Annotated in this window: 18 protein-coding genes; 8 read left to right on the top strand and 10 right to left on the bottom strand. The window is 74.3% G+C overall.

Features of this window, described 5'->3' with window-relative positions; translation table 11 throughout:
• The first annotated feature begins 47 nt into the window (after window positions 1-47).
• A complete protein-coding gene (locus ACQB60_RS21505) occupies window positions 48-2,096 on the top strand; it encodes a GTP-binding protein (protein WP_496927678.1) in 2,049 nt (682 codons plus the stop codon).
• A gap of 107 nt (window positions 2,097-2,203) precedes the next feature.
• Here ACQB60_RS21505 and ACQB60_RS21500 read toward each other — a convergent pair whose 3' ends face one another.
• Window positions 2,204-3,031 carry a maleylpyruvate isomerase family mycothiol-dependent enzyme gene (locus ACQB60_RS21500; RefSeq protein WP_496927677.1) on the bottom strand — a complete coding sequence of 276 codons (828 nt, stop codon included), beginning with the start codon at window positions 3,029-3,031 and terminating at the stop codon, window positions 2,204-2,206.
• Window positions 3,032-3,083: 52 nt separating this feature from the next.
• Between ACQB60_RS21500 and ACQB60_RS21495 the strand changes: the two genes are divergently transcribed.
• Window positions 3,084-3,626, top strand: a complete 543-nt coding sequence (locus tag ACQB60_RS21495) for a DinB family protein (protein WP_496927676.1) — start codon at window positions 3,084-3,086, stop codon at window positions 3,624-3,626.
• 11 nt (window positions 3,627-3,637) lie between these two features.
• Here the strand turns inward: ACQB60_RS21495 and ACQB60_RS21490 are convergent, their stop codons facing one another.
• Window positions 3,638-5,494 carry an ABC transporter ATP-binding protein gene (locus ACQB60_RS21490; protein WP_496927675.1) on the bottom strand — a complete coding sequence of 619 codons (1,857 nt, stop codon included), beginning with the start codon at window positions 5,492-5,494 and terminating at the stop codon, window positions 3,638-3,640.
• A gap of 249 nt (window positions 5,495-5,743) precedes the next feature.
• Here ACQB60_RS21490 and ACQB60_RS21485 point away from each other — a divergent pair, with 249 nt between their 5' ends.
• The gene (locus tag ACQB60_RS21485; protein WP_496927674.1) at window positions 5,744-7,843 is read left to right on the top strand and encodes an ATP-binding protein; all 2,100 of its coding nucleotides are present in this window, start codon (window positions 5,744-5,746) and stop codon (window positions 7,841-7,843) included.
• Here ACQB60_RS21485 and ACQB60_RS21480 read toward each other — a convergent pair.
• A complete protein-coding gene (locus tag ACQB60_RS21480) occupies window positions 7,831-9,816 on the bottom strand; it encodes an APC family permease (protein ID WP_496927673.1) in 1,986 nt (661 codons plus the stop codon). The two genes, ACQB60_RS21485 and ACQB60_RS21480, sit on opposite strands and share 13 nt — an antisense overlap.
• 191 nt (window positions 9,817-10,007) lie before the next feature.
• On the opposite strand from ACQB60_RS21480, the gene ACQB60_RS21475 reads away from it, so the two are divergent.
• The gene (locus tag ACQB60_RS21475; protein WP_496927672.1) at window positions 10,008-11,306 is read left to right on the top strand and encodes a polysaccharide deacetylase family protein; all 1,299 of its coding nucleotides are present in this window, start codon (window positions 10,008-10,010) and stop codon (window positions 11,304-11,306) included.
• On the opposite strand, the gene ccrA is transcribed toward ACQB60_RS21475, so the two are convergent.
• Window positions 11,272-12,564 (bottom strand): crotonyl-CoA carboxylase/reductase, encoded by a 1,293-nt coding sequence (gene ccrA / locus ACQB60_RS21470; RefSeq protein WP_496927671.1) that lies wholly within the window; start codon window positions 12,562-12,564, stop codon window positions 11,272-11,274. The two genes, ACQB60_RS21475 and ccrA, sit on opposite strands and share 35 nt — an antisense overlap.
• A gap of 296 nt (window positions 12,565-12,860) precedes the next feature.
• Between ccrA and ACQB60_RS21465 the strand changes: the two genes are divergently transcribed.
• The 3 genes from ACQB60_RS21465 to ACQB60_RS21455 are packed head-to-tail and all read left to right on the top strand — an operon-like array spanning window position 12,861 to window position 15,184.
• Window positions 12,861-13,826 (top strand): acyl-CoA desaturase, encoded by a 966-nt coding sequence (locus ACQB60_RS21465; RefSeq protein ID WP_496927670.1) that lies wholly within the window; start codon window positions 12,861-12,863, stop codon window positions 13,824-13,826.
• A 21-nt stretch (window positions 13,827-13,847) separates the two neighbouring features.
• On the top strand, window positions 13,848-14,645 hold the full coding sequence (locus tag ACQB60_RS21460) for a thymidylate synthase (RefSeq protein ID WP_496927669.1): 798 nt from the start codon (window positions 13,848-13,850) through the stop codon (window positions 14,643-14,645).
• Window positions 14,642-15,184: a dihydrofolate reductase gene (locus ACQB60_RS21455; protein ID WP_496927668.1), complete on the top strand. Its 543-nt coding sequence runs from the start codon at window positions 14,642-14,644 to the stop codon at window positions 15,182-15,184. The genes ACQB60_RS21460 and ACQB60_RS21455 overlap by 4 nt, the downstream gene beginning before the upstream one ends.
• 22 nt (window positions 15,185-15,206) lie before the next feature.
• Here ACQB60_RS21455 and ACQB60_RS21450 read toward each other — a convergent pair whose 3' ends face one another.
• From ACQB60_RS21450 to ACQB60_RS21440, 3 genes are read right to left on the bottom strand one after another with little or no spacing between them, the layout of a single operon-like run.
• Window positions 15,207-15,488 carry a YrhB domain-containing protein gene (locus ACQB60_RS21450; RefSeq protein ID WP_496927667.1) on the bottom strand — a complete coding sequence of 94 codons (282 nt, stop codon included), beginning with the start codon at window positions 15,486-15,488 and terminating at the stop codon, window positions 15,207-15,209.
• A gap of 60 nt (window positions 15,489-15,548) precedes the next feature.
• Window positions 15,549-16,547: an AraC-like ligand-binding domain-containing protein gene (locus ACQB60_RS21445; protein WP_496927666.1), complete on the bottom strand. Its 999-nt coding sequence runs from the start codon at window positions 16,545-16,547 to the stop codon at window positions 15,549-15,551.
• Window positions 16,547-17,536 (bottom strand): DMT family transporter, encoded by a 990-nt coding sequence (locus ACQB60_RS21440; RefSeq protein ID WP_496927665.1) that lies wholly within the window; start codon window positions 17,534-17,536, stop codon window positions 16,547-16,549. The genes ACQB60_RS21445 and ACQB60_RS21440 overlap by 1 nt, the downstream gene beginning before the upstream one ends.
• Before the next feature lie 19 nt (window positions 17,537-17,555).
• Between ACQB60_RS21440 and ACQB60_RS21435 the strand changes: the two genes are divergently transcribed.
• Complete coding sequence (locus ACQB60_RS21435) at window positions 17,556-18,068, top strand: MarR family winged helix-turn-helix transcriptional regulator (protein WP_496927664.1); 513 nt, start codon at window positions 17,556-17,558, stop codon at window positions 18,066-18,068.
• Between the two features lie 27 nt (window positions 18,069-18,095).
• On the opposite strand, the gene ACQB60_RS21430 is transcribed toward ACQB60_RS21435, so the two are convergent.
• The 3 genes from ACQB60_RS21430 to ACQB60_RS21420 are packed head-to-tail and all read right to left on the bottom strand — an operon-like array spanning window position 18,096 to window position 25,077.
• Entirely contained in the window at window positions 18,096-19,115 is a 1,020-nt protein-coding gene (locus ACQB60_RS21430) for an alpha/beta hydrolase (protein ID WP_496927663.1), read from the bottom strand.
• Window positions 19,116-19,144: 29 nt separating this feature from the next.
• A complete protein-coding gene (locus tag ACQB60_RS21425; protein ID WP_496927662.1) occupies window positions 19,145-23,290 on the bottom strand; it encodes a beta-ketoacyl synthase N-terminal-like domain-containing protein in 4,146 nt (1,381 codons plus the stop codon).
• Window positions 23,290-25,077, bottom strand: a complete 1,788-nt coding sequence (locus ACQB60_RS21420) for a fatty acyl-AMP ligase (RefSeq protein ID WP_496927661.1) — start codon at window positions 25,075-25,077, stop codon at window positions 23,290-23,292. Before ACQB60_RS21420 ends, ACQB60_RS21425 begins: the two co-directional genes overlap by 1 nt.
• Between the last annotated feature and the right edge of the window lie 112 nt (window positions 25,078-25,189).

Raw genomic sequence — 25,189 nt, 5'->3', positions numbered from 1 at the left:
TCCCCAGCGCCCTGACCGGACGACAGTTCCCGAGGTCTCGACCACCCATGCTTTCCACACCCACCGCACCCACGCTGAACATCGGCGTCCTGGCCCACGTCGACGCCGGTAAGACCAGCCTCACCGAGCGGCTCCTGTTCGACGCCGGCGCCATCGACCGGCTCGGCAGCGTCGACTCCGGCACCACCCGTACCGACACCGGCGGCATCGAGCGACGGCGCGGCATCACCATCCGTACCGCCGTGGCGCCCTTCACCGCCCGAGGCGTTCAGATCAATCTGATCGACACCCCCGGGCACTCCGACTTCATCGCCGAAGTGGAGCGCGCGCTCGGGGTGCTCGACGCGGCCGTTCTGGTCCTGTCCGCCGTCGAAGGCGTGCAGGCGCAGACCCGCGTCCTGATGAAGACGCTGCGGCGGCTCGGCCTGCCCGCGCTGATCTTCGTCAACAAGACCGACCGGCCGGGCGCCCGCACCGACGCCCTCCTCGACGACATCCGCCGCAAGCTCACCCCGTACGCGGCCCCGATGACGGCCGTCCACGACGCGGGCACCCCCGCGGCCCGCACCGTCGCCCTGCCCCTGGCGGACGTCGCCCAACGGCAGCGCCTCGCCGAGGTGTTGGCCGAGACGGACGAGACGGTCCTGGAGCACCTCGTCGAAGGACGCACACCGACGGCCGGAGAACTGCGCTGGCTACTCTCCGCCGCGACCGCGCGCGGGCAGCTGCACCCGGTCCACTTCGGGTCCGCGCTCAGCGGGGCAGGGGTGGCGGAACTCGTCGACGGGATCGTGGAGTTGAGGCGCGGCATGCCCGCCCCGGCCCTCCCCGCCTCCCCAGCCCTCCCCGCCTCCCCGAACCTCCACACCTCTCCCGCACCCCACGCCTCGCCCGCACGCCGCCCCTCCCCCACACCCCGCGGCGTCGTCTTCGCCGTCGAGCGTGGACCGGGCGGGGCGAAGACCGCCTACCTGCGGCTGTACGAGGGGGAGTTGGCGGCCCGGCAGCGGGTGACGTTCTGGCGGCGCGAGGCCGACGGGACGCGCACGGAGGAGTCCGGGCGGGTCACCGCCCTCGATGTCGTGGGCCGGGACGGGCCGTTGACCCCCGGCAACATCGCACGGCTGCGGGGCCTGCCCGGCATCCGGGTCGGCGACCGCCTCGGCGGCGCGGGCGAGGCGGGCACGGCAGGCAAGGCCGGCGGGGCAGGCAAGGCAAGCGAGACAGGTGACGCACCGGACGCCGCCGAGCCGTACTTCGCCCCGCCCACCCTGGAGACGGTGGTGCGCCCCTGCGACCCGGCCCAGGCGGGACAGCTGCACGCCGCGCTGCTCGCGCTCGCCGACCAGGACCCGCTGATCCACACCAGGACCGTGCCCGGCGGCGCCACCTCGGTGCTGCTCTACGGCGAGGTGCAGAAGGAGATCGTCGCGGACACGCTCGCCGAGGAGTTCGGCGTCGCGGCCCGCTTCGAGCCCAGCCGCACGGTCTGTGTGTCCCGGCCCGCCGGGGTGGGCGAGGCCGTGGAGGAGATGGCGTTCCGCGACCGGGGGCCGAGCGGGTTCTGGGCGACGGTCGGGCTGCGCGTCGAACCGCTCCCGCCCGGTTCCGGGGTGGTCTTCGGCTACGAGACCGAACTGGGCGCCCTGCCCTACGCGTTCCACCACGCGATCGAGGAGACCGTGCAGCAGTCCCTCCAGTCGGGCCCGGACGGCTGGGCGGTGACGGACTGTCACGTCACGTTGATCCGCTCGGGTTTCGTCGGCCCGCTCAGCACCGCCGCCGACTTCCGCGGCCTCACCCCGATCGTCCTCGCCCGCGCCCTGGAGCACGCCGGGACCCGGGTGTACGAGCCCTACCACTCCTTCGAGGTGGAGTCGCCGCTCGACTCCGTCGCCGGGGTCGGTCAGCGCCTCGCCGCGCTCGGGGCCGAGATCAGGGAGAGCTCGGGCGGGCGGGACTCGGGGCTGCTGTCGGGTGAGATCGCGGCCCGCCGGGTGCACGAGTTCGAGCAGGCGCTGCCGGGCCTCTCGCACGGGGAGGGGGTGTGGTGGTCGCGGCCGGCGGGCTTCCGCCCGGCGACCGCGACCCGCTGAGGCCCGCCGCAGGCACGGCCCGGACTCACCTCACTTCACGTCGCCTCACGTCACCTCACCTGCGCTGGTGGGCAGTTCACCTGACCTGCGCAGGCGGGCAGTTCACCTCACCTGCGCAGCCAGGCGCTCGCCTCGTGCAGCCAGTCGGTGAGCACCCCGGCGTCCCCGTGGGCGGTGAGCGTCTCGCTGTCCGGGGTCCTGCGCCCGTAAAGGAGCAGGACGAGGTCGGCGAGCGGGCCGTGCACGGTGGCGGTGGGCGTGGAGGTGTCGGTGCCGTCGCGGTCCTGCTCGGTGGTGCGGCGCCAGGTGAAGGCGTCGGCGGAGAGGTCGGCCAGCCAGTCGGCGGGGGCCTCCGGGGAGGTGTCCGTCGCGTACAGACGCAGGGTGCGGCCGGGCGCGCACAGGGCGGTGCGGGCCTCCTCGGAGGCGTACGCTTGCGGCAGCGCGCTGAATCCCAGCCACTCCTCGACCGCGTCGACACCCACCTCGTCCTCGACGACGTACTCCGCGCCGACGGCCGAGGCGGCGTCCGCCCGGTGCACCAGCGTCTCGTACGTCATGCGGCGGGCCCAGAACAGCGGGGTGCCGCCCGGCGCCACCGTCCACACGGCGATGTCGGGCCCCGCCTCGCGCAAGGCGGCCGCCAGCTGTTCGGCGCCCTCGCCGAGCCAGGCCCCGAGCGCGGCCGCGTCCACGTCGGCGTAGACGGACGGGTCGTCGATCTGGTCGTGGGCGACGGGTCCGGTCGCGCGGGTGCGCACGATCGTCTCGGTCCAGCGGTGGGCGCCGCCGAGGTGGCGCAGCAGGTGGGCGAGCGTCCAGTCGGGAACGGTCGGGACGGGGGCCGCCGGGTCCGCGCCCTTGATGTGGGCCCTCAACAGCTCGGTCTGCGTGACGATTTCGGAGCAGTAGCGGTCGTGGCTCAGGTGCTTCATGGCCTCACGCTAAACCAGGTGACAGATGGGGAGCGCGGATTAAAGTGCCGCCGTGACCGAATCCCACGCATCCCCTGCCGCCCCCGTCTCGAACGACCCGCGCCCCAAGGGCGACGTCCCCCCGCCCGGCATCAACGCCGACGAGAGGGAGACGCTCCTCGCCTTCCTCAACTACCTTCGCGCAGCCATCATTTCGAAGGCGCAAGGGATCGACGAGGAGAGCGCCCGTGCGGTCGGCGTGCCCTCCGGCACCAGCCTCCTCGGCCTGGTCAAGCACCTCACCGAGGCAGAGTTCAACTGGTTCGTGTGGGCGTTCCAGGGCGCCGACGCCGAGATGCAGACGGACGGCATGGAGCTCGGCCCCGACGACACCGCGGAGTCGCTGATCGCCGCCTACCGCGCGGCGGGCGAGCGGACCGACGCGCTGGTGCGGGCCTGCGACGACCTGGAGACGCTGTGCGTCCGCGACACCGGCGGCACGCCACCGCGGCGCTCGCTCCGCTGGGTCCTGGTGCACACGGTCGAGGAGACGGCGCGGCACGCGGGCCACGCCGACATCCTGCGCGAGCAGCTCGACGGCTCCGTGGGCCGCTGACCCCCGACAATTCACGAGGACGCCAGGAACTGTGTGGCCGCCAGCTCCCCGTAGAGCGGGTCCCGGGCAACCAGGTCCGCGTGGGTGCCCACCGCGCGGACCCGGCCCGCGTCCATCACCACGATCCGGTCGGCGAGCGTGACCGTGGACAGGCGGTGCGCCACCACGAGGACCGTCACCTCGCGGGCGACCTCGGCGACGACGTCGCGCAGCGCGAGTTCGTTGACCGCGTCGAGCTGGGACGTCGCCTCGTCCAGGAGCAGCAGGCGGGGCCCGCGCAGCAGCGCCCTGGCGATCGCCACCCGCTGCCGCTCGCCGCCCGAGAGCATCGAACCCCGGTGCCCCACCAGGGAGTCGAGGCCGTCGGGCAGCCGCTCCACCAGGCCGTCGAGGCGGGCCTGCTTCAGGACCCGGTGGACGTCGGCGTCGCTCGCCGCGGGGGCGGCGAAGAGGAGGTTGTCGCGCAGGGTGCCCGCCAGGACGGGCGCGTCCTGCTCCACATAGCCGATGGCGGCGCGGAGCCTGGCGAGCGGCCATTCCCGTACGTCCCTGCCGTCGACGAGGACCCGGCCGCCGCTCGCCTCGTAGAACCGCTCGATGAGTCCGAAGACGGTGGTCTTGCCCGCGCCGGACGGGCCCACGAAGGCCGTCATGCCGGGTCCGGGTATCGCGAAGCTCACGCCCCGGTGGACGGCCGGCAGTCCCTCGCGGTAGCGGAACGTCACGTCCTCGAAGGCGACCGAGGCGGCTCCCGCGCCCCGCACCGCCCCCGCGACGTCGCCGGACCCTGCGCCGTCGACGAATTCCGCGGCTACGGCACCTCGCCCGTCCGCAGCCCCCTCGGCTCGCCCGTCCGCGAGCTCCTCCGTCTCCAGCCGCTCGGCCGCCACGATCCGGGCGAGCGCCGCCGAGCCCACCTGGTACTGCGAGGCCGCCTCGACGAGCCGGGACACGGGGTCGATCAGATAGAACAGGAACAGCAGGAACGCCACGAGCGTCGACACCGAGATCGCCCCGGACGCGACCCGCGCCCCGCCGATGCCCAGCACCGCGAGGAACGACACCTGCACCGCGAGCCCCACCGAACTCCACGCCACCGCCTGCCACTTCGCCGAGCGCACCCCGTGCCGCCACGCCTCACGCGCGGCAGCCCGTACCGCCTCGGTCTCGCGCTCCTCGGCGCCGGACGCCTTGAGCGTGCGGAACGCGCCGAAGGCCCGCTCCAGGGCGGCCGAGATCGAGCCGACCGCCTCCTGGGCGCGCCGCGTGGCCTGCGCGATCTTCGGCATCACCAGGCCCGTGGCGCCGCCGATCAGGACGATCACACCGAGGGTGACTCCGAGGAGCACCGGGTCCATGAGGCCCATGAACACGATCGTGCCGAGGAAGGTGAGGCCGCCCGTGACCGCCGACACCACGGACTGCGTGGTGACCGCGCGCAGCAGCGTGGTGTCCGAGGTGATGCGCGACATCAGGTCGCCGGGCTGGGTGCGCTCGACCTCGGAGAGCCGCAGCCGCAGCAGCCGCCCGATGAGGGAGCGCCGCGCCGCGAGCACCACGGACTCGGCGGTGCGCTCCAGGACGTACGCGCCCACCGACTCGATCGCCGTCCCGCACACCACGAGCGCGGTGAGCAACAGCAGCACCCCAGCGATGGGTTCGTCCTCGCCGAGCCGGTCCACGAGGGTCTTCGCGGCGAGCGGCTGCACGAGTCCGCTCAGGGAGCCGATCAGGGTGAGCGCGGCGCCGCACACCACGACGCCCCGGTGCGGGCGGAAGTGCCGGTACAGGGCGCGCCAGGTCTCCCCGGCGGACAGCTTCTCGGGGGCGGACTCGGGGCCGGTGGGCGGAGAGTGTTCAGTGGTCACAGGGGTAAGGACGCCGTCCGGGCTGATCCACCTGCCCGGCGTTCGACCTCACGTCCGCACGCACTGGTGTGCACGGGTTCGCCGCACCGCGTGATTCGCCGGGATCCGCGCGTACCCCGGCGTTCCGGCGGTAGTTAAGGCAGGTGCCGAACCCGATGCAGAAACAATTCTGCACGCCGGGCTCGGCACGTAGGGCGCTGGGGCGGGCGGCTTGGCTCGCGGTGGAGCGGGACGCGAGCGGAGTGGGAGATGACGGGTGGGCTCATCGGCCGGGCCGGTGAACTGGCGGCGCTGCGGCGCCTGTTGGCGCAGGGACGCCTGGTGACGGTGGTGGGCGCGGCGGGCGTCGGCAAGAGCGCGCTCGCCGCGCACGCGGCCGCCGCGGTGAGCGGGCAGCTGCCGGACGGCGTGGTGCGGGTGCGCTGGTGGGACGGGGCTCCTGCGCGGCGGCAGTCCGCCGCGCAGGCGCTCGCGGAGGCGCTCGACGGCGGCACGGCCGAGCGCGCGGAGGCCCCGAAGGGCGGCGGGCGACGGCCGCTCGACGGCGCCGACGTCGTGGCCCGCCTCACCGGCCGCCGCGTCCTGATCCTGCTGGACGACATCGATCCGGTACGTCAGGAGTGCGCGCGTCTCGTCCAGGCGGTGCTCCAACAGGCCCCGGGCGTACGGCTCCTGGCCACCGGGCGGCACCCGATGGGCCTGGGCCACGAGTCGGTGCTCCGGCTGCGGCCGCTGGCGACGACGGAGCAGGACGAGGCGGGGGCGGGCAGGCGGGCGGGACGGCGCCGGGGCGGCGAGGACGTACGCCCCGGGCCTGCGCGGGATCCCGGGGCCGCGCAGGATCCGGGGAACTCCGGAGCCGCCGGGGCAGCGGGGAACGTCCTGGACTCGGCGTTCGCCGGAGACGTCGCCGCAGGCGGGGCGGGTACCGAGGCCGCCGGGCCTCCTCCCCCGCGCCCCGGGCCCGCCGTCGCCCTCTTCGTCGCCCGCGCCCTGGCCCTGCGCCGGGACCGGGACCGGGGCCGGGGCCGGGGCCGGGATGACGCGCAGCCGCTGGGCGCCGAGGCCGAGTCGCGCACCGTTCTGGAGCTGTGCGCGGCTCTCGAAGGGGTGCCGCTGGCCATCGAGTTGGCCGCCGGCGAGTCGGCGTCGACGTCGGTGACGCAGGTGGCCGGGCTGCTCGGTCTCGGGCACGGGTGGCTGGGCGCGCCGGACGCACCGCTGCGGCGGCACCGGTCGGTGCGGGCCGCTGTGGGCGCGAGTTATGCGTTGTGCGACCGGGCGGAGCGGTCCACGTGGGCGCGCCTCAGCGTCTTCGAGGGCGACTTCGACGAGGACGCGGCGACGTACGTGTGCGCGGGCGGCGGGCTCGGGGCGCACGAGGTGCCGTCGTGTCTGGCGCGGCTCGCGCTCGCCTCGGTCCTGGAAACGGTGCGGGATCCCGGCGGGGTACTGCCGCCGCGGTACCGGCTGTCCGCGGCGGCCCGGGGATTCGCGGCCGAACGCCTGGAGGCGGCCGGTGAGGTGGCCGCCGCCCGCGGCCGCCACCTCGGCTGGTACGCGCAGGTCGCGGCCGGTGCCCACCAGTTGTGGAGCACCGGAAGGCACGAGCGCGCGACCCGTCTCGTACGGGACGAGGAGCGGCAGTTGTACGCGGCCCTGGAGCACGGCCCCGACCACGGCGACCGGGGAGTCGCCGCCCTCGCGATGGTGCGCGACCTGTGGTTCTGGTGGGCCGTGTGCGGCCATCTCACCCGCGGGCGCGAGCAGTTGCGGCGGCTGCTGCCGCTGGCGCGCGCGGACACGCGGCTGTGCGGGCAGGCGCTGTGGCTCGCGGGCTGGCTCGCGGTGTGCGCCGGGGACGCCGGGGCGGAGGAGCTGCTGCGGCAGGCGTGGCGGGTGGCGGTGCTGTCCGGGGACGACGCCACGGTGGGGCGGGTCGCGCACGCCGAGGGCACGCTGGCGCTGCGGGCCGGGCAGACCGAGCGGGCCATCGAACGGCTGCGGGAGGCGGCCGACACGATCCCGGCTCACGCGGCACACGGCCCGTCGGCGGCGGTCAGCCTCGCGGTGCTCACCGTGGCGCAGGCCGCGGTCCGCCCCGCCGAGGCGCTGCGCAGCGCCCGCCGCGCGACGGCCCGCCCGCAGGCCCGCCACGACGCCTGGACGCATGCGATGACGCAGTACGCGCACGCCCTGGTCGAGTTGGCGCGGGGGCGCCGCAGCCGGGCCTGGCGCCGCGCCCACCAGGCCCTCGCGGCGGTCGCCGAGGTGCCGAGCGCGGCGGGCACGGCCACCGTGCGGGCACTGATCGCGGCGATCGAGGGGCGGTCGGGTCAGCGGGCCTGAGGCGCGGACGGTGGCGGCGGGGCCGGGGGCTGCGCCGCCGCCCGGGCCGCGCGGGCCACTTCTCGGGCCGAGGCGAGGCGGTAGGGGACGTCGATGACGACGACGCCCTTGGTGAACAGGAGGCGGGTCTTCAGGCGCAGCGCGGACTGATTGTGCAGGGGCTGCTCCCACCAGTGGCCGACGACGTACTCGGGGATGACCACCGACATCACCATCTCGGGGTCCTCCTCGGTGACGCGCCGCACATACCGCAGGACGGGCTGGACGACCGAGCGGTAGGGCGAGTCGAGGAGTTCGAGGGGGACCTCGATGCCGTGGGTCTCCCACTCTTCCTGCAGCCGGGCCGCGGCTTCCTGGTCCTCGACCACGGAGACGGCGGTCAGCTCGTGGGGCCGCAGCGCCTTGGCGTACGAAAGGGCGCGCAGGCTGGGCGCGTTGATGTGGGAGACGAGCACGATGACGTGGTGCCGGGCGGGGACGCGCGGGCGGGCGTCGGGGGCGACGGCGACTTCCGCGGCGACGGCGTCGTAGTGGCGGCGCACGCCCTTCATGCCGAGGAAGAGCAGCGGCATGGCGATGACGACGATCCAGGCGCCGTGTGTGAACTTCGTGATGAGGACGATGACCAGGACGATGCCGGTGAGCGCGGCGCCGAAGGCGTTGATGGCCATGGAGCGGTGGATGTGGCCGGAGCGCGCGGCGCCCTCGGGGGTGCGCAGCACCTTCTTCCAGTGCTTGACCATGCCCGCCTGGGAGAGCGTGAAGGAGACGAAGACGCCGAGGATGTAGAGCTGGATGAGGCGGTTGAGGTTGGCGTTGAACGCGACGATGAGGGAGATCGCGGCGAGCGCCAGGAGCAGGATGCCGTTGGAGTAGACGAGGCGGTCGCCGCGGTGGAAGAGCTGGCGCGGGGCGTAGCGGTCGCGGCCGAGGATCGAGGCGAGCATCGGGAAGCCGTTGAAGGCGGTGTTGGCGGCGAGGATGAGGACGCCCGCGGTGACGGCCTGGAGCAGATAGAAGAGGAAGTCCCAGCTGCCGAAGGTGGCCCGGCCGATCTGGGCGAGCGCCGTCGAGGTGGCCGTGCCGGGCGGCAGGCCCAACTCTGTTGGGTCGGCGGCGACATGGACCTTGTAGACCATGGCGAGCACGGTGATGCCGAAGAACATGGTCACCGACAGGGCGCCCATGACGGCGAGGGTGGTCGCGGCGTTGCGGGCCTTGGGCTTCTGGAAGGCGGGGACGCCGTTGCTGATCGCCTCCACACCCGTGAGGGCCGTACAGCCGGAGGCGAAGGCGCGCATGGCGAGGAGCACGAGGGCGAGTCCGCTGTAGGCGGAGACCTCGTGGATGGGCAGGTCCGCGGACTCGGCGCGGATGGTCGTGCCGGTGGCCAGGCGCACCGCGGCGACGGCGAACATCAGGTACACGCAGCAGATGAACGCGTAGGTGGGGACGGCGAAGAAGCGGCCCGACTCGCGCACGCCGCGCAGGTTCATCCAGGCGAGCAGCACCACGAAGAAGACCGCCATGGCGACGGCGTGCCCGTCGAGCCGGGGAACGGCGGAGGTGATCGCGGCGACGCCGGAGACGATGGAGACGGCCACCGTCATGACGTAGTCGATGAGCAGGGCGCTGGCGGCGGTGAGCGCCGCGGTCTGGCCGAGGTTCTCGGCGCTGACGACATAGGCGCCGCCCCCGCCTGGATAGGCGTGGCAGGTCTGCCGGTAGGAGGCGACGACCACGACGAGCAGGACGACGATGGCCGCGGCCGCGTACCAGGCGAGGTGGAGCACGGCGATGCCGCCGAGCGCCAGGATGAGCAGGATCTCCTCGGTGGCGTAGGCGACCGAGGAGAGCGGGTCGCTGCAGAAGATCGGCAGGGCGAGCCGTTTCGGGAGGAGTTGCTCCCCCAGCCGCCGGGTGTCCAACGGGCGGCCGACCAACGCCCTCTTGAGCAAGTAACCACGCTTCATAAGCGGTGAAACTATGGCTCACCGCCACGCCTCACGGGCTGCCACGCCACGGCCCCGCCGCCTTCACGCTCCGCCCCCGCCCGCTTGAGCACAACGGGTCAAGTTCGGGGAAAAACATGGGTTTGTCTGATTAGCCCCTCTCCTTGCCGTCAACACATGGGGCGTCTGTGACGTGAGCGAAGGGAGAGGGCATGGGTGCGGAGAACCGTGCGGTGGACCGAAGGAGCGCTCTGGGCTGGGGACTTGCGGTGGCGGCGGGCGCGGGGCTCGCCGGGTGCGGGGACCAGGAGCCCTCCGCCGGACCGCCCGGACACGGAGGCGGACACGACAGCGGACACGGCGGCGGCGCCCACCGCCCCGCGCGCCCCGCGCAGCCCACCCGCAGACAGCCCCGGCTGATCGGCGACGGCTCCACCTCGTTCACCGGCGCCCAGCCTCACCAGCCGGAGCGGCCGCGCCCGCTCGAACCGGGCGAGACACCACCGCAGTTCGTGGTCTTCTCCTGGGACGGCGCGGGCGAGGTCGGCAACGGACTCTTCCCGCGCTTCCTCGAACTCGCCGAGAACCACGGCGCGCACATGACCTTCTTCCTCTCCGGGCTCTACCTCCTGCCCGAGTCGAAGAAGCGCCTCTACCGCCCGCCCAACAACCCCGTCGGCGCCTCCGACATCGGCTACCTCACCGACGCGCACATCAAGGAGACCCTCACGTACGTGCGCCAGGCGTGGCTCGCGGGGCACGAGATCGGCACGCACTTCAACGGGCACTTCTGCGCGGGCACCGGCACCGTCGCCCGCTGGACGCCCGCGCAGTGGCGCGACGAGATCGAGCAGGCCACCGGCTTCGTCAAGAAGTGGCGCACCCACACCGGCTTCCACGACCTGCCGTCGCTGCCCTTCGACTACGACAAGGAACTCGTCGGCGGCCGCACGCCCTGCCTGCTCGGCCAGGACAACCTGCTGCCCGCCGCCCGCGCCCTCGGCTGGCGCTACGACGCCTCCTCACCCGGCGGGCTGCAGCGCTGGCCGGTCAAGCGGCTCGGGATCTGGGATCTGCCGCTGCAGCAGATCCCGTTCCCCGGGCACCGGTTCGAGGTCCTGTCGATGGACTACAACATCCTCGCCAACCAGTCGAAGAACTCGACGCGGGCGCCCTCCGCCCACTACCCGGGCTGGCGCACCCAGGCGACGGAGTCCTATCTCGCCGGGTTCCGGCGCGCGTACGAGACGAACCGGGCGCCCTTCTTCATCGGCAACCACTTCGAGGAGTGGAACGGCGGCATCTACATGGACGCCGTCGAGGAGACCCTCAAGGCGGTCGCCGGAGAGAAGGACGTACGCCTGGTCTCCTTCCGGCAGTTCGTGGACTGGCTGGACGCGCAGGACCCGGCGGTCCTGGCCCGGCTGCGCGCCCTGGGAGTCGGGCAGCGGCCGGACGGCGGCTGGCGGCGCCACCTCACAGCGGCCGGGTCGCCGTCCGCGGTGCGCTGACGCCGAGCCCGGGGCGCGGGGCGAGCGCGAGGACGCCGACCTTGCCGGTGTGCCGGTTGGTCTGCACGAGCCGGGCCGCCTCGGCGACCTCGGACAGGTCGTACGTCGTGGACAGGGCGGGGCGCAGCCGGCCGAGGTCGAACAGGCGGTGCACGGCGGCCTGCTCCTGGAGGTTGGCGCCGTGGCTGCCGATGACGCGCTTGAGCCGCATCCACAGATAGCGGTTGTCGAACTCGTGCCGGTAGCCGGTGCTCGACCCGCACGTCACCACCGTCCCGCCGCGCCGCACCACGAACACCGAGACCCCGAACGTGGCCCGGCCCACGTGCTCGAAGACGATGTGCGGGTCCTCCCCCACGGCCGCCCTGATGCGCTTGCCCAGCTTCTTGCCGATGACCGTCGGGTCGGCGGGCTCGGCGCCGGTCAGCCCGATCTCCGCCCGGTTGATGACCGCGTGGCAGCCGAACGCGCGGGCCCGCTCGGCCTTCTCCTCTCCGCTCACCACACCGACCGCGATGCCCCCGCCATTGCGGACGAGCTGCGCGGCGTACGCCCCGAGACCGCCGGCCGCGCCCCAGATCAGCACGACGTCGCCCTGCGTCATGCGGGCGCCCCGGTCGCTCACCAGCATGCGGTACGCCGTGCCCGCGCACAGCGGGTTGCTGGCGGCCTCCTCCCACGTCAACGCGCCCGGTTTGGGCAGGAGTTGGCTGGCGCGGGCCACGCAGTAGTGGGCGAGGCCGCCGAAGTTGGTCTCGAAGCCCCAGGCGAGCTGGGCGTCGCCGAGCATGCCGTCGGCGTGCGTGGCGGGCTCCTCGTCGTCGACGTAGGCGGGCGTCACGACGACCCGGTCGCCCGCCCTCCAGCGGCGCACCCCGGCGCCCGCACGGACGACGACGCCCGCCGCGTCCGAGCCGATCACGTGGTGCGGCTGATCGTGCCGCGCGGCCCAGCCGCCCTTCTTCCCGAAATGCCGCAGGAAGGAAAAGGTGGACATCGGCTCGAACATCGCCGACCACACGGTGTTGTAATTGATGCCGCTCGCCATGACGGCCACCAGGACTTCGTCCGGGGCGAGTTCGGGCATCGGCACCTCGCCCACATGCAGGGATTTGCGGACGTCCTTGTCCGCCACTCCGGAAAAGCTGTCGGCGTCCTCCGCCCGTAAATGCGCGGCGGTGAAGTGCGCGGGCACGGGCAGGCGCTCGAGCTCGTCGGCGGTGGCTCCCGCGACGACTGCCTCAGCGAGCACATCCATGACGGTCCTCCCTCGGCACGGCTGGGCCGCGGCCCGGGGGCGGGCCGCGGCGATTCCCCCGAGACTGCGGCGGGCCGCCTTCCGCTCACAAGCGGATCGCCGCCATTCCGCCCGGATCGCTAATCGGCCGGGGGCCCTTTCATTACTTCCCGACAGCCGCCGCAATTCCCCTCCGCCCGCTGTCAGTTCCGTGATGAACGGACATGCGCGGATGCGCCTTCGGTGACTGGAGACCGCCGCACGGCCGTCAGTAACGTCCCGGTCGCCCGCACCGAGCGAGGGAAGTGAGCACCGCCATGGCCCAGCCACAGCCCACGACCGCCGACGCCGTGCCGGGAGCGCCCATGGGCAGAGCCGACCGGATCGTGGTCGGCGTCTTCGTCGGTGTCCCCTTCGTCGCGGTCCTCGCCTCCGTGGTGGTGCTGTGGGGCTGGGGCGTGGGCCGGCACGACCTGGTCATCGGCGCGGTGATGTACGCGGTCGCCGTGCACGGGATCACGGTCGGCTACCACCGCCTGTTCACGCACAAGGCGTTCCGGGCCGCCCGCCCCCTGAAGATCGCCCTCGCCGTCGCCGGGACCCTGGCCGTCGAGGGCGACGCGCTCACCTGGTGCGCCGACCACCGCCGCCACCACCGGTTCGCCGACCGCCCCGGCGATCCGCACTCCCCCTGGCGCTTCGGCACCTCCGTGCGGGCGGTGGCCAAGGGCATGGTGTGGGCGCACATCGGCTGGACGCTCCACAACGAGACGACCGACAAGGAGCGCTACGTCCCCGACCTGCTCGCCGACCGCGACCTGGTGCGCCTCGCCCGCCTGCAGCCCCTGATCGTCCTGTTCTCGTTCGGCGCGCCCGCCGTCGTGGGCGGGCTGTGGGGCGAGGGGACCTGGGACACGGGCGCGGCCTGGTCGGCGTTCTTCTGGGCGGGCCTCGTGCGGATCGGCCTGCTCCACCACGTCACGTGGTCGATCAACTCCATCTGCCACCTGACGGGGGCGCGCCCCTTCAAGGCCCGCGACCGCTCCGGCAACGTGTGGTGGCTCGCCCCCTTCTCCGGCGGGGAGTCCTGGCACAACCTCCACCACGCCGACCCCACCTCGGCCCGCCACGGCGTCCTGCCCGGCCAGATCGACTCCAGCGCCCGCCTCATCCGGCTCTTCGAGCGCGCGGGCTGGGCGACCCAGGTGCGCTGGCCGGACGAGCGGCGCCTGGCCGCCCGGCGCCGTCCCGCGCCACCGGGGCCTGTCCGGGAGGCGCCATGATCCCGCGTAGACTCGGCGCCTGTGGCGAACACCCAGTACGAAGACCTGTTGCAGCTAGTCCTCACCTCCGGAACCCCCAAGGCCGACCGGACGGGCACCGGCACCCGAAGTGTCTTCGGGCACCAGCTGCGCTACGACCTCTCCGAGGGATTTCCCCTGGTCACCACCAAGAAGGTGCACCTCAGGTCGATCGTGTACGAGCTGCTGTGGTTCCTGAAGGGCGACTCGAACGTCCGCTGGCTGCAGGAGAACAACGTCACCATCTGGGACGAGTGGGCCGACGCCGACGGCAACCTCGGCCCGGTGTACGGCGCCCAGTGGCGCTCCTGGCCCGCACCGGACGGGCGGCACATCGACCAGCTCAGCGAGGTCCTCGACACGCTGCGCCGCGACCCCGACTCGCGCCGCATGATCGTCTCCGCGTGGAACGTCGCCGAGCTCGACAAGATGGCGCTCGCCCCGTGCCACGCCTTCTTCCAGTTCTACGTCGCCGACGGCAAGCTCTCCTGCCAGCTGTACCAGCGCAGCGCGGACCTGTTCCTCGGCGTCCCGTTCAACATCGCCAGCTACGCCCTGCTCACGCACATGGTGGCGCAGCAGGTCGGCCTGGAGCCGGGTGACTTCATCTGGACCGGCGGCGACTGCCACATCTACGACAACCACGTCGAGCAGGTCACGACGCAGCTTTCCCGCACCCCGTTCGCGTTCCCGGAGCTGCGGCTGCGCCGGGCCGACTCCCTCTTCGACTACGCGTACACCGACGTCGAGGTGGTCGGCTACGAGCACCACCCCGCGATCAAGGCCCCGGTCGCCGTATGACCGCCGGTGACCGCATGCACGCCGACGGCCGGACGGCCGTCGGGCTGATCTGGGCACAGAGCCTCGACGGCGTGATCGGCGCGGACAACGGCATCCCGTGGCGGCTGCCCGAGGACATGGCCCACTTCAAGGCCACCACCCACGGCCACCCCGTGGTGATGGGGCGCAGGACGTGGGATTCGCTGCCCCCGCGCTTCCGCCCCCTGCCCGGCCGGCGCAACATCGTGGTGACCCGCGATCCGCACTGGTCGGCCGAGGGCGCGCACCGCGCCGGCTCCATCGCCGCGGCCCTCGGCCTCGCGGCCGAGCCGTCGGAGTCGGGCGCCCCCGCCGAGGTGTGGGTGATGGGCGGCGGCGAGATCTACCGGGCGGCCCTGGCACACGCCACGACGCTCTCGGTGACGGAGGTCGACGCCCCGGTCGCCGGTGACACCTACGCCCCGGACATCGACCCGACGTGGACCGTCGCCGAGGACCAGGGCTGGCAGTCCTCCGCATCCGGCCTGCGCTACCGCATCCGCACGTACACCAGGGGCTAGGGCCTGATCCGCCGGACAGGCCCTAGCCTGCCCCGCGCAACACCGCCTCCCGCCACAGGTACCGGTCCCCTATCCCGTCGTACGCGATGTGGCCCGTGTCGAGGTCGACGAGGAGCGGCGGGCAGCCCAGGAGCATGTCGCGGGCGTCGCGGGAGGCGAGGTACTGGACCGCGTTGTACGGGACGACGAGGATCCGCCCCCGCCGCGTGATCAGTTCGGCGTCGACCGCCATGAGGGGCTCGCCCTCTTCCCAGCTGTGTGTCAGGAACGTCTGGGCGGCCTCGATGGCTTCAGTGAGCCGCATAGGAACCCCCTTTGCCTACGCAGGTCCCTCCCACTGTGCGCGGGGCCCCGGCGGACGTCCTTAGCAATCCGTGCCGGGTACTTCGCTGCGCGCGCCATCCCGGTAGGCGCGCGGGGAGACGCCGTACGCGGCGTGGAAGGCGCGGGTGAGGTCGCCGGGGCGGCGGAAGCCCGCGTGGGCGGCGATGGCGTGGATCGGGCGGTGCGCCTGGAGGGGGTCGGCCAGGTCGCGGCGGCAGCGCTCCAGGCGCTGGGCGCGGATCCACGCGGCGGCGGTGACGCCGTGGGCCTGGCACAGGCGGTGCAGGGTGCGCAGCGAGACGTGGTGGGCGGCCGCCACCGCGGCGGCCGTCAGACCGGGGTCGCCGAGGTGCTCCTGGACGAAGTCCTGGATCTGCAGGAAGAGCGTGTTCTCCCGTGATTCCGGGGGCAGTTGGCCCTCGGCGTCCAGGACGTCCGCGACGAGGCCGCCGAACAGGTCGAGCAGCACCCGGGAGAGCCGGGGCGCGTCCTGGGCGCGGAAGGCGTCGGCGTGGGCGCTGGTGTGGGTGAGGAACTGGGCGAGCAGGGCGCCGAACCCCGCGTCGCAGGGGAGGCGGCGGGCCACCAGGCGGTGCACCGCGTCGGCCGGCAGCGGCACCAGGGCCTTGGGGAACTGGGCCACGATCTGCTCGACCCGGGTGTCCCCGCCGTCCGCCGCGACGGCGCCGCCGTGGAACTCGCGCGCCGAGTCGTACAGGAGCAGCTCACCGGGGACGGAGACCGCGTCGCGGCGGTCCTGGGACAGGGCGTGGCCGCCGCGCACCGTCAGGGACAGCTGGAAGTAGTCGGGGTCCCGTCTTCGGATGTGGTGCGGGGTGCGCGCGACCGTCACGGGCGCGTACGCCAGGGACGTCACCTGGATCCGGCCGAGGTCCAGGACCCGGGCCCGGGCCCGGAAGTCGGCGGCGTGGTCGCTCCCCATGCTGGTGGGGATCAGGGCCTGGGCCGTGAGGTCGTGCCACCACCCGAACCGCTCGGCCGCGGGCAGTTCCTCCGTCGTGTACCGGGTCACCATCATCACGCGTCCCCCTTGTGCGCTCGACCCTCCATGGAACGGGAGTGGTTGACCATTGAACCGGAGAGGCGCCGTTCCGGGGTGGCTTTGGGCGGGCCGTTCCGTGAACCGTTACCGAGCCGCCCGAGCAGGATCCCGCCCAACACCAGTACCAGACCGCCTCCTTGATGGGGCGTCAGGGTGTCGCCCGCGACCACCGTCCCGAGCAGCACCCCGGTCACGGGGTTGAGCAGCCCGACCAGACCGACCGTCGCGGCCGGGAGATGGCGCAGCCCCGCGAACCAGGCCGCGAACGCGAGGGCCGTCGCCACCACGGACACATAGCCGAAGCCGAGGACCGCCGCCCCGTCGAGGGCCGGGGGCGCGCCTTCCACGGCGACGGCGAGCGGTACCAACACCAGCCCGCCGGCGATGAGTTGCCAGGACGTGGAGGCGAGCACGGGCACCTCGCGGCCCCAGCGCTTGGCGAGCACATAGCCGAGCGAGGACAGGAGCATGGCGGCGACGGAGGCGAGCACACCCAGCGGATCGGCCGCCACGCCCCCGGTCAGCAGCATGAGACAGACGCCCCCGATGCCGACCGAGGCCCCGGCCAGGAGCGGCAGCCGGGGCCGCTCCCCGAGCAGCGCCCAGGCGATCAGCGCCATCACGAGCGACGAGGTGGCCATCACCGTGGACGCCGCGCTGGTCGACAGGAGCTGGGCCGCGGCATAGACGAGCGCGAAGAACCCGCCCATGTTCAGCACGCCCAGGACCAGGGACTTCCACCACCACGCCCCGTGCGGCCGGGCCCGGGCGACCGCGAGGAGCAGCAGCCCGGCGGGCAGCGCCCGGATCGCGGCGCCGTACAGCGGCCGGTCCGGCGGCAGGAATTCATGCGTGACGTAGTAGTTGGTGCCCCAGGCGACCGGGGCCACGGCGGTGACGAGGCTCCAGCGCAGCGCACGGCGTCCGCCGTCGCGGCCGGGCCCGGAGTCGATACTAGCTTCCATGGAAGGTATTATGTCTTCCATGGAAGACAAACGTCTCGACCACGTCGCCCGGATCCAGGCCGAGTGGGCCCGGGAGCGGCCCGACGTGGACGTGCGCCCGCAGGCGGTCATCGGGCGGCTGCACCGGCTGGCCGGGCTGCTCACGGATCAGCTGTGCCTGGTGTACCGGCGCCACGGCCTGAGCGAGGGCGAGTTCGACTGTCTGGCCGCGCTGCGACGGGCGGGCGAGCCCTTCGAGCGGGCGCCGGGTGAGCTGGCGGCGCACACGATGGTCACGACGGGCGCGATGACCAAGCGGATCGACCGCCTGGAGCGCGCCGGGCTCGTCACGCGCCGCCGCTCCACGGCGGACGGCCGCGGCCGCGTGGTCGCCCTCACCTCCGCGGGCCGCGACCTCATCGACCGGGCCTTCACGGAGCACATGCACAACGAGCGCCGCCTCCTCGACGCCCTGGAGGCCGACGAGGCACGGGAGTTGGAGCGGCTCCTGACGGCGTGGCTGGCGCGGGTCGAGCCTCCGGCGGCTCCCTGACCGCCGAGCCGTCGGCGACGGCCGCCCTCACCGACCGCCCCGGGCGCCCTCCAGGCCGAGCCCCGCGGCGAGGACCGGCCACGACGCCTTGAACTCCCGCTGCCAGGACGGCCACGCGTGGGAGCCGCCCTCGTAGAAGTGGACCGTGGCCGGGACGCCCACGCGGTCCAGTTCGCGCGTGAAGTCGTGGGCCTGACGCCACAGCGTGCCTTCCAGGACGGCGCCCTCGAGGTTGCCGTAGTCGGTGCTGGGGATGCCGCTGCCCTGGCTGACGTACATCCGGGTGCCCGCGAGGTTCTTCGCCTGGGCGCGGGGGTTGTGCCGGGTCCAGTTGGCGCGGTTGAGGACCGGGCTCCCCCAGAGGCTGACGGGGAACTGGAGCTCACGGGCGACGATGGCGCCCACGACGGTCACCATGCCGAGCGCCGTGGTGTCGAGGACTCCGCTGTACGAGGCCGCGGCGCCGAACGAACCCGGGTGGCGGGCGGCGAGGGCCATGGCCCCGTAGCCGCCGGTCGAGACCCCGGCGACGGCACGCCGGTCGGCGGCCCGGTAGCGCTCCTTCAACAGGCCCATCAGTTCGTCGACTTGGAAGGTCTCGTAGTCGGGGGTGCCGCGGCCGAGGTTCCACCAGTCGGTGGGGATGCCGGTGGGACCCGAGGACGGCATGACGGTGAGGACGTCCTTGTCGGCGAGGAAGTCCTCGGCGTCCGTCTCCCGGGTCCAGGAGGTGTAGTCGTCGTGCGCGCCCTGGAGGAGATAGAGGACGGGCCACGTCCGCCCGGGCTCGGCCTCGTACCGGGCGGGCAGGATCACGCGGACGGGCAGCTGCCCGCCGACGGCGGGCGAGTCCACGGTGAGGTCGAAGGTCCGCTCCCCCACTTGTCGTACGCCCGCGAGGCGCGCGGTGGCGTGAGGGGCGGAGGCGGCACGGGAAGGTGCGGCGCCCGGTGCGACCGGGGCGCCGAGCGCCACGGTGCCGCCCGGGACAGCCAGGACGACGGCGGCGGCGAGGCCCGCCCATGCGGTGCGTGATCTCTTGGACATGGCGGTCCTCTTCTTCCGGAAGACGGGGGTCACCAGGCGCGCAGGTCGCGGGTGAGGTGCCCGGCGAGGGTGTCGACGACCGGGGGGTCGAGCAGCGACAGGTGGTGGCCCGGGAGCGGGGTGACGGTCAGGTCCGGGCAGTGGGCGTCCCAGCCGAGCGTCTCGTCGTCGCGTTCGTAGCGGGCGTCACGGACGGTGTGCGGGGCGGGTTCGCCCGCCCGGTACAGGAGAGTGCGGCCGGAGTACGGGCGCGGGGTGTGGCGTTCGCCGTCGCGCAGGTCGAGGTAGGAGGTGCGCTGGTGGGCGAGCACGGCGGCGGGCAGCTCGACGGCCTGCTGCAGCAACTTCAGGACCAGGTCGGCCTGTTCGGCGTCGTCGCACCGCGCCAGCTCCTCGTACGGCAGTGGGAGGGGGTGGCCGTAGGTGCGCTCGACGTACGCGGCGAAGCCCTCGAAGCGTCGCCGGGCCACGTCGAGCGGGGTCTCGCCCGGGGGCGCGGGCAGGGGCAGCACGGAGTCGAACAGGACGAGCGCCCCGACGGTGCCGTGCGCGGCGAGCGCCCGTGCCGCCTCCTGTGCGAGGAGCCCGCCGTACGACCACCCGCCCACCAGCCACGGCCCGTCCGGGCGCACTTCGCGCACCCGCCGCGCGAACTCGGCGGCCCGGCCGACGACGTCCCCGGGCTCCTCCAGCCGGTCGAACCCGTACACGGGCCGCTGCCCGCCGAGACGCAGCGCGAGCCGCCCGTACACGTCGGAGGAGCCCCCGGCCGCGTGGGCGAGGAAGAGGGGGGCACCGTCGTCGCATGCGCGGTGCGGGGAACCGTCCGGACCAGCACCCCGGGGAAACACGCGCAGCCGCCCCGGCACCGGGACCCCGAACACCCCCTCCCCCTCGGCCGGTTGAGACGCCCCGTCCGACAGCCGCCCCGCCTCCGCCGCCCGCGCCCCCGTCAACAGCTCCGCGACCCCCGCCACCGTCCCCTGGCGCAGCAGCGTCCCGGGCTCCACCCGGACGCCGAACTCCCGCTCCACCGCGCCCTTGATGCGGGCGGCCGTCAGGGAGTCGAGGCCGAGGTCGGTGAGCGGGGTGGTCGGGTCGATGCGTTCGGGGCGGTAGCCCATGACGGCGGCGACGCAGGCGCGGAGGCGGTCGAGGGTGCTCTCGGTGCACGGGCCGGACGTCCACTCGGCCGCCTGCCGTGCTCGGGGCGGCTCGGGGGGCGTCTCGCCGGTCCAGAAGCGGCGGCGGTGCCAGCGCGGGGTGGGCGCGTCGACGATGCGGGCGCCGGGGTGCAGGGTCTCGCGCAGGCCCGGCGCCGTGACGCCGTGGACGAGCAGCGTCGCGAGGGCCGAGCGGAAGGCGAGGGCGGCGTCCGTGTCCTTGCGGAGGGTGGGCAGGACGAGGGCCGGGGCGTCGGGGCGCACCGCGCGGAGCGTCTCGGTCAGGGGGTGCAACTGCGTGCCGTGCGGGGCGACTTCGACGAAGACGCGGTGGCCGTCCTCGGCGGCGGCCCGCACCGCCTGGGTGAAGCGGACCGGGCGGCGCAGGTTCGCGACCCAGTAGGCGGTGTCGTACGGGGCGTCGGCGCGCGGGTCGTCGAGGACCGTGGAGTAGCGGCGGCAGCCGGGCGCCGCGTGCCGCAGCGTGCCGAGGTCCCAGGCGAACTCGTCGAGGAGCGGCTCGACTTCGGGCGAGTGCCCGGCGCCCTGGACGGAGAGGGAGCGGGCGAAGCCGCCCTCTCCCGTGACCCTTTCGACGAGGCCCGCCACGTCCCGGACCGCGCCCGTCACGACGCTCTGCACGGGCGAGGCGTGCACCGCCACCGTCAACGAGGGGTAGGCGGCGGCCAGTTGGGCGAGCGACTCCTCCGGGCGGTCCACCACCGCCATCGCGCCGCCCCGCAGCCCCGCGAGCAGCCGGGCGCGAACCGCGACGATCCGCGCCCCCGTCGCCGGGTCCAGGGCTTCCGCGGCGACGGCGGCCGCGATCTCCCCGAGGGAGTGGCCGATGACGGCGGCGGGCTGGAACCCGTACGAGCGCCACAGCTCGGCGAGGGCGACCTGGATGCCGTAGAGGGCGGGCATGACGCGGTCGGGGGAGGTCAGGTCGGCGTCGGGGGCCAGGCTCGCGCGCAGGGAGATCCCGGCGTGCGCCCGCAGGAGGGGTTCGAGGCGGTCGACGGCGGCCGCGAACACCGGCTCTGCGTCGAGGAGTTCGCGGGCCATGCCGGGCCACTGGGCCCCGTATCCGGAGAAGACCCAGACCGGTCCGGGCCCGCCCGGCGCGAGGCCGACGGTGATGAGGTGCGGGTCCGGGGCGTGGGCGGCGTGGCGGGCGAGCGCGGCGGCCGCCGTGGCGCGGTCGCGGGTGACGACGGCGGCACGGTGGCGGCCGCGCCCGGAGCGCCCCGCGAGGGTGCGGGCCAGGTCGGCGGGGCGCACTCCCCTGCTGTCGGGGGAGCCCAGCCAGCCGGCGAGTTCGCCCGCGTGGGCGCGGACCCGGTCGTCGGTGACGCCGTCGAGGAGCAGTACGGAGGGCTGATCCAGATTCCCTCGGGCACCCGGCTCACCCTTGGGCGGCCGGTGTTCGCTGAGCACGGCGTGGGCGTTGGTGCCGCCGAAGCCGAAGGCCGAGACGCCCGCCGTCGCGGTGCCCGAGTAGCGCGGCCACGGCTCGGGCCCGGTGACCACGCGCAGGCCGAGGGCGGGCAGGTCGGCGTGCGGCCCTGGCCGGGTGAAGTGGAGCTGGCCGGGGATCTCGCCGTGGTGCAGGGCGAGGGCGGTCTTGATGAACCCGGCGATTCCCGCGGCGGCTTCGAGGTGTCCGATGTTGGTCTTCACCGAGCCGATGAGGAGCGGCTGTTCGGGGGCGCGGCCCGCGCCGAGCACCCCGGCGAGCGCCGCCGCCTCGACGGGGTCGCCGAGCGCGGTGCCGGTGCCGTGCGCCTCCACGTAGTCGACGCGCGCCGGGGCGGTGTGGGCGCGGGCGAGCAGGGCGCGCTGGGCGGCGGCGCTGGGTGCGGTGAGGCCGCCGGAGCGGCCGTCGGAGTTCACGGCGGTGGCGTCCACGACGGCGAGGATCCGGTCCCCGTCCCGCTCCGCGTCCGCGAGGCGCTTCAGTACGACGACTCCGCAGCCCTCGCCGCGCACCATCCCGTCGGCGGCGGCGTCGAAGGACTTGCACCGCCCGTCGGCGGCGAGCGCCCCGGCGCGCTGGAAGGCGAGGGTGACGGCGGGCGACAGGAGGAGGTTGACGCCCGCGGCGAGGGCCACGTCGCTCTCGCCGCTGCCGAGGCTGCGCACGGCGTGGTGGACGGCGACCAGCGAGGAGGAGCAGGCCGTGTCGACGGACATGCTGGGTCCGCGCAGGTCCAGGAGGTACGAGAGCCGGCCCGCGGCGACGCTCAGGGCGACCCCGGGCGGGGTGAGGGCGTCGACCGACGACGGGTCGGCGGTGGCGAGGTGGGCGTACTCGTTGCCGCTGATCCCGACGAACACGCCGGTGGCGCTGCCCGCGAGCGCGGGAGCGGGCAGGGCGGCGTGGTCGAGGGCCTCGCGGGCCACTTCGAGGAGGAGGCGCTGCTGGGGGTCCATGGCGGCGGCCTCGTGGGCGCCGATGCCGAAGAACTCGGCGTCGAAGCAGGCGATTCCTTCCCCGTCCCCCTCCCCCGCGCCGAGGAAGGCGCCGTGGCGGCTGATGTCGTCCGGCAGCGTCGTGCCCGCGGGCACGAAGGGCGGCCAGCGGTCGGCGGGGACGGTGCCGACGGCGTCGACGCCCTCGCTCAGGAGCCGCCAGAAATCGGTGGGCGAGGCGACGCCGCCGGGGAGGCGGCAGCCGATGCCGATGACGGCGACGCGCGCACCGCCCGCTGAACTGTCGGGTACGGGACGGCTGTTGGACTCGTGGTGGACTTCCGGCCCGGTGGCGCCGTGCTCGACCCGGTCGAGGAGCGCACCGAGCGTGGGCGTCTCCCACAGCAGGGTGGCGGGCAGACGGGTTCCGGTCAGCTCGGTGAGGTGGGCGGCGAGGGCGACGGCGTCGCGCGAGGTGAGGCCGAGCTCGGCCAGGGGCCGGTCGTCGTCGACGGCGTCCGGGTGCCGGCCGTACCACTCGTGCAGCAGGCCGGTGACGGCGGCGCGCAGGTGTGTCCGGGACGGGCTCGCCACGCTCATCACGCCTCCTCGCCCACGGCGGGCAGGGTGCCGTCGAGGTGGCGGGCGCGGCCCGCCGTCCGGGCGATCTTCCCGCTGGTGGTCCTGGGCAGGGTGCCGGGCGGCACCAGGACCAGCTGGTGCAGGCGCAGTCCGTGCCGCGCCGACACGGCGGCCTTGGCGGTACGGGCGGCGGCGCGGGCGTCGTCGTGGGTCGGCTCGCTGTCGCGCCGGTGTTCGGCGACGACGACCAGCGCTTCTTCGCCGGGAACTTCACCGTTCTCACCGCCCTCGTCCGGTGCGGGCACGCTGAAGGCGGCCAGGTGGTCGCGGCGGACGAGCGCGAGGGCGGACTGCACGGTCTCCTCGATGTCCTGCGGATAGTGGTTGCGGCCGTCGACGACGATCAGGTCCTTGAGGCGCCCGGTGACCACGAGCCGCCCGTCGACGAGCGCGCCGAGGTCACCGGTGCGCAGCCAGCCGTCCTCGTCATCCGCCGCCCCCGGCGCCCGCACGCCGAAGACCTCGGCGGACAGGGCGGCCTTCTTCCAGTAGGCGCGGCCGACGTTGGGCCCGCGCACCTGGATCTCCCCGACCCGGCCCGCCTCTTGGCCGACGCCGGTCGCGGGGTCCGCGATGCGCACCTCCTGCCCGGCGGGGCCGCCGCAGACCACGAGTCGCGCGACGCCGTCCCCGCCCGGCTCCCGCGCCTCGACGCGCCCTTCGGCCAGGGCTTCCGCGTCGCAGGTGAGGGTGGTGGGGGCGGCGGTGTGCGGGTCGGCGGTGACGAAGACGGTGGCCTCCGCGAGGCCGTACGCCGGGCAGTGCGCCTCGGGGCTCAACCCGGCCTCGGCGAAGGCGTGTTGGAAACGTTCGACGGTGCCGGGGCGGACGGGTTCGCTGCCGTTCATCAGGACGCGGACGCGGTCGAGCCGCAGTTCGGGCCGTTCGTGGAGGGCGCCCTCGGGGATGCGGGAGGCGCAGTAGTCGTACGCGAAGTTGGGCGCGGCGCTGATCGTGCCCGGGTAGGCGCCGAGGAGCCGCAGCCAGCGCACCGGCCGCTCCAGGAAGGCGACCGGGTCCATGAGGACGGCCGGGAACCCGCCGACGACGGGCGCGGCGACGCTGAGCAGCAGCCCCATGTCGTGGAAGAGCGGCAGCCACCCGACGGTGGTGCTGCGCCCGGCCGCCGCGTCGAAGGCGGCGATGGCCTGCCGTGCGTTGGCGACCACGTTGGCGTGGCTGATGACCACGCCGGCCGGGCGGCGGGTGGAGCCGGAGGTGTACTGGAGGTAGGCGATGTCGTCGGGGGCGGGTCGGCGGGAGGGCGGCGGCGCGTCGGCGGGGGCGGCCACGTCCGTGCGGACCAGCGGCAGCGGCGGCAGCCCCCGCCCGGCGACGAAGGCGCGCACCGCCGGCGCGGTCGCCGCGTCCGTGAGCAGACAGGCGGGCTCGCAGTCGGCGAGGACGGCCGCCAACCGGCCGCCGTGGCCCGGGAGTTCGGGGCTGAAGAGCGGTACGGCGACCACGCCCGCGTACAGGCAGCCGAGGAACGCCACGGTGTAGTCGAGCCCCTGCGGCAGCAGCAGCGCCGCCCGGTCGCCGGGGGCGGCCACGTCCGCGATGCGCCCGGCGGCGGCGCGGGCCCGCGCGTCGAGGGCCTGCCAGCCGAGGGTGTGGTGCAGCCCCGCAGAGCCCGGGTCCGGGAAGTCGACGTAGGTGACGGCGCGTTCCTGCGCGCGGTGCGCGGCCCAGTGCCGCAGGTGGTCGGTCAGCAGGGGGCCTTCGGGCGAGGGGGCGGCTGTCATGGCGGCGGCTCCTGGCGGACGACGGAGAACGGCGGTGAACGGCGGGCGACGAGCGGTGAACCAGGTTCCGCCGCCGCGTGACCGGGTCGAAAGACCGGTCACTGACAGTCGG

It is taken from the genome of Streptomyces odontotermitis, from assembly GCF_050510915.1.
Classification (GTDB): Bacteria; Actinomycetota; Actinomycetes; order Streptomycetales; family Streptomycetaceae; genus Streptomyces.
Note: the sequence above shows the minus strand (reverse complement) of the source record. Positions and strands in the feature narration are given on the sequence as shown.

Coding starts and splice junctions, on each gene's coding strand:
- ACQB60_RS21485 (WP_496927674.1), top strand. CDS start 5,744: ATGACGGGTGGGCTCATCGGCCGGGCCGGTGAACTGGCGGCGCTGCGG.
- ACQB60_RS21450 (WP_496927667.1), bottom strand. CDS start 15,488: ATGCGGCTCACTGAAGCCATCGAGGCCGCCCAGACGTTCCTGACACAC.
- ACQB60_RS21430 (WP_496927663.1), bottom strand. CDS start 19,115: ATGTCCAAGAGATCACGCACCGCATGGGCGGGCCTCGCCGCCGCCGTC.
- ACQB60_RS21435 (WP_496927664.1), top strand. CDS start 17,556: ATGGAAGACAAACGTCTCGACCACGTCGCCCGGATCCAGGCCGAGTGG.
- ACQB60_RS21425 (WP_496927662.1), bottom strand. CDS start 23,290: ATGAGCGTGGCGAGCCCGTCCCGGACACACCTGCGCGCCGCCGTCACC.
- ACQB60_RS21480 (WP_496927673.1), bottom strand. CDS start 9,816: ATGAAGCGTGGTTACTTGCTCAAGAGGGCGTTGGTCGGCCGCCCGTTG.
- ACQB60_RS21465 (WP_496927670.1), top strand. CDS start 12,861: ATGGCCCAGCCACAGCCCACGACCGCCGACGCCGTGCCGGGAGCGCCC.
- ACQB60_RS21505 (WP_496927678.1), top strand. CDS start 48: ATGCTTTCCACACCCACCGCACCCACGCTGAACATCGGCGTCCTGGCC.
- ccrA (WP_496927671.1), bottom strand. CDS start 12,564: ATGGATGTGCTCGCTGAGGCAGTCGTCGCGGGAGCCACCGCCGACGAG.
- ACQB60_RS21475 (WP_496927672.1), top strand. CDS start 10,008: ATGGGTGCGGAGAACCGTGCGGTGGACCGAAGGAGCGCTCTGGGCTGG.
- ACQB60_RS21500 (WP_496927677.1), bottom strand. CDS start 3,031: ATGAAGCACCTGAGCCACGACCGCTACTGCTCCGAAATCGTCACGCAG.
- ACQB60_RS21440 (WP_496927665.1), bottom strand. CDS start 17,536: ATGGAAGCTAGTATCGACTCCGGGCCCGGCCGCGACGGCGGACGCCGT.
- ACQB60_RS21445 (WP_496927666.1), bottom strand. CDS start 16,547: ATGATGGTGACCCGGTACACGACGGAGGAACTGCCCGCGGCCGAGCGG.
- ACQB60_RS21455 (WP_496927668.1), top strand. CDS start 14,642: ATGACCGCCGGTGACCGCATGCACGCCGACGGCCGGACGGCCGTCGGG.
- ACQB60_RS21420 (WP_496927661.1), bottom strand. CDS start 25,077: ATGACAGCCGCCCCCTCGCCCGAAGGCCCCCTGCTGACCGACCACCTG.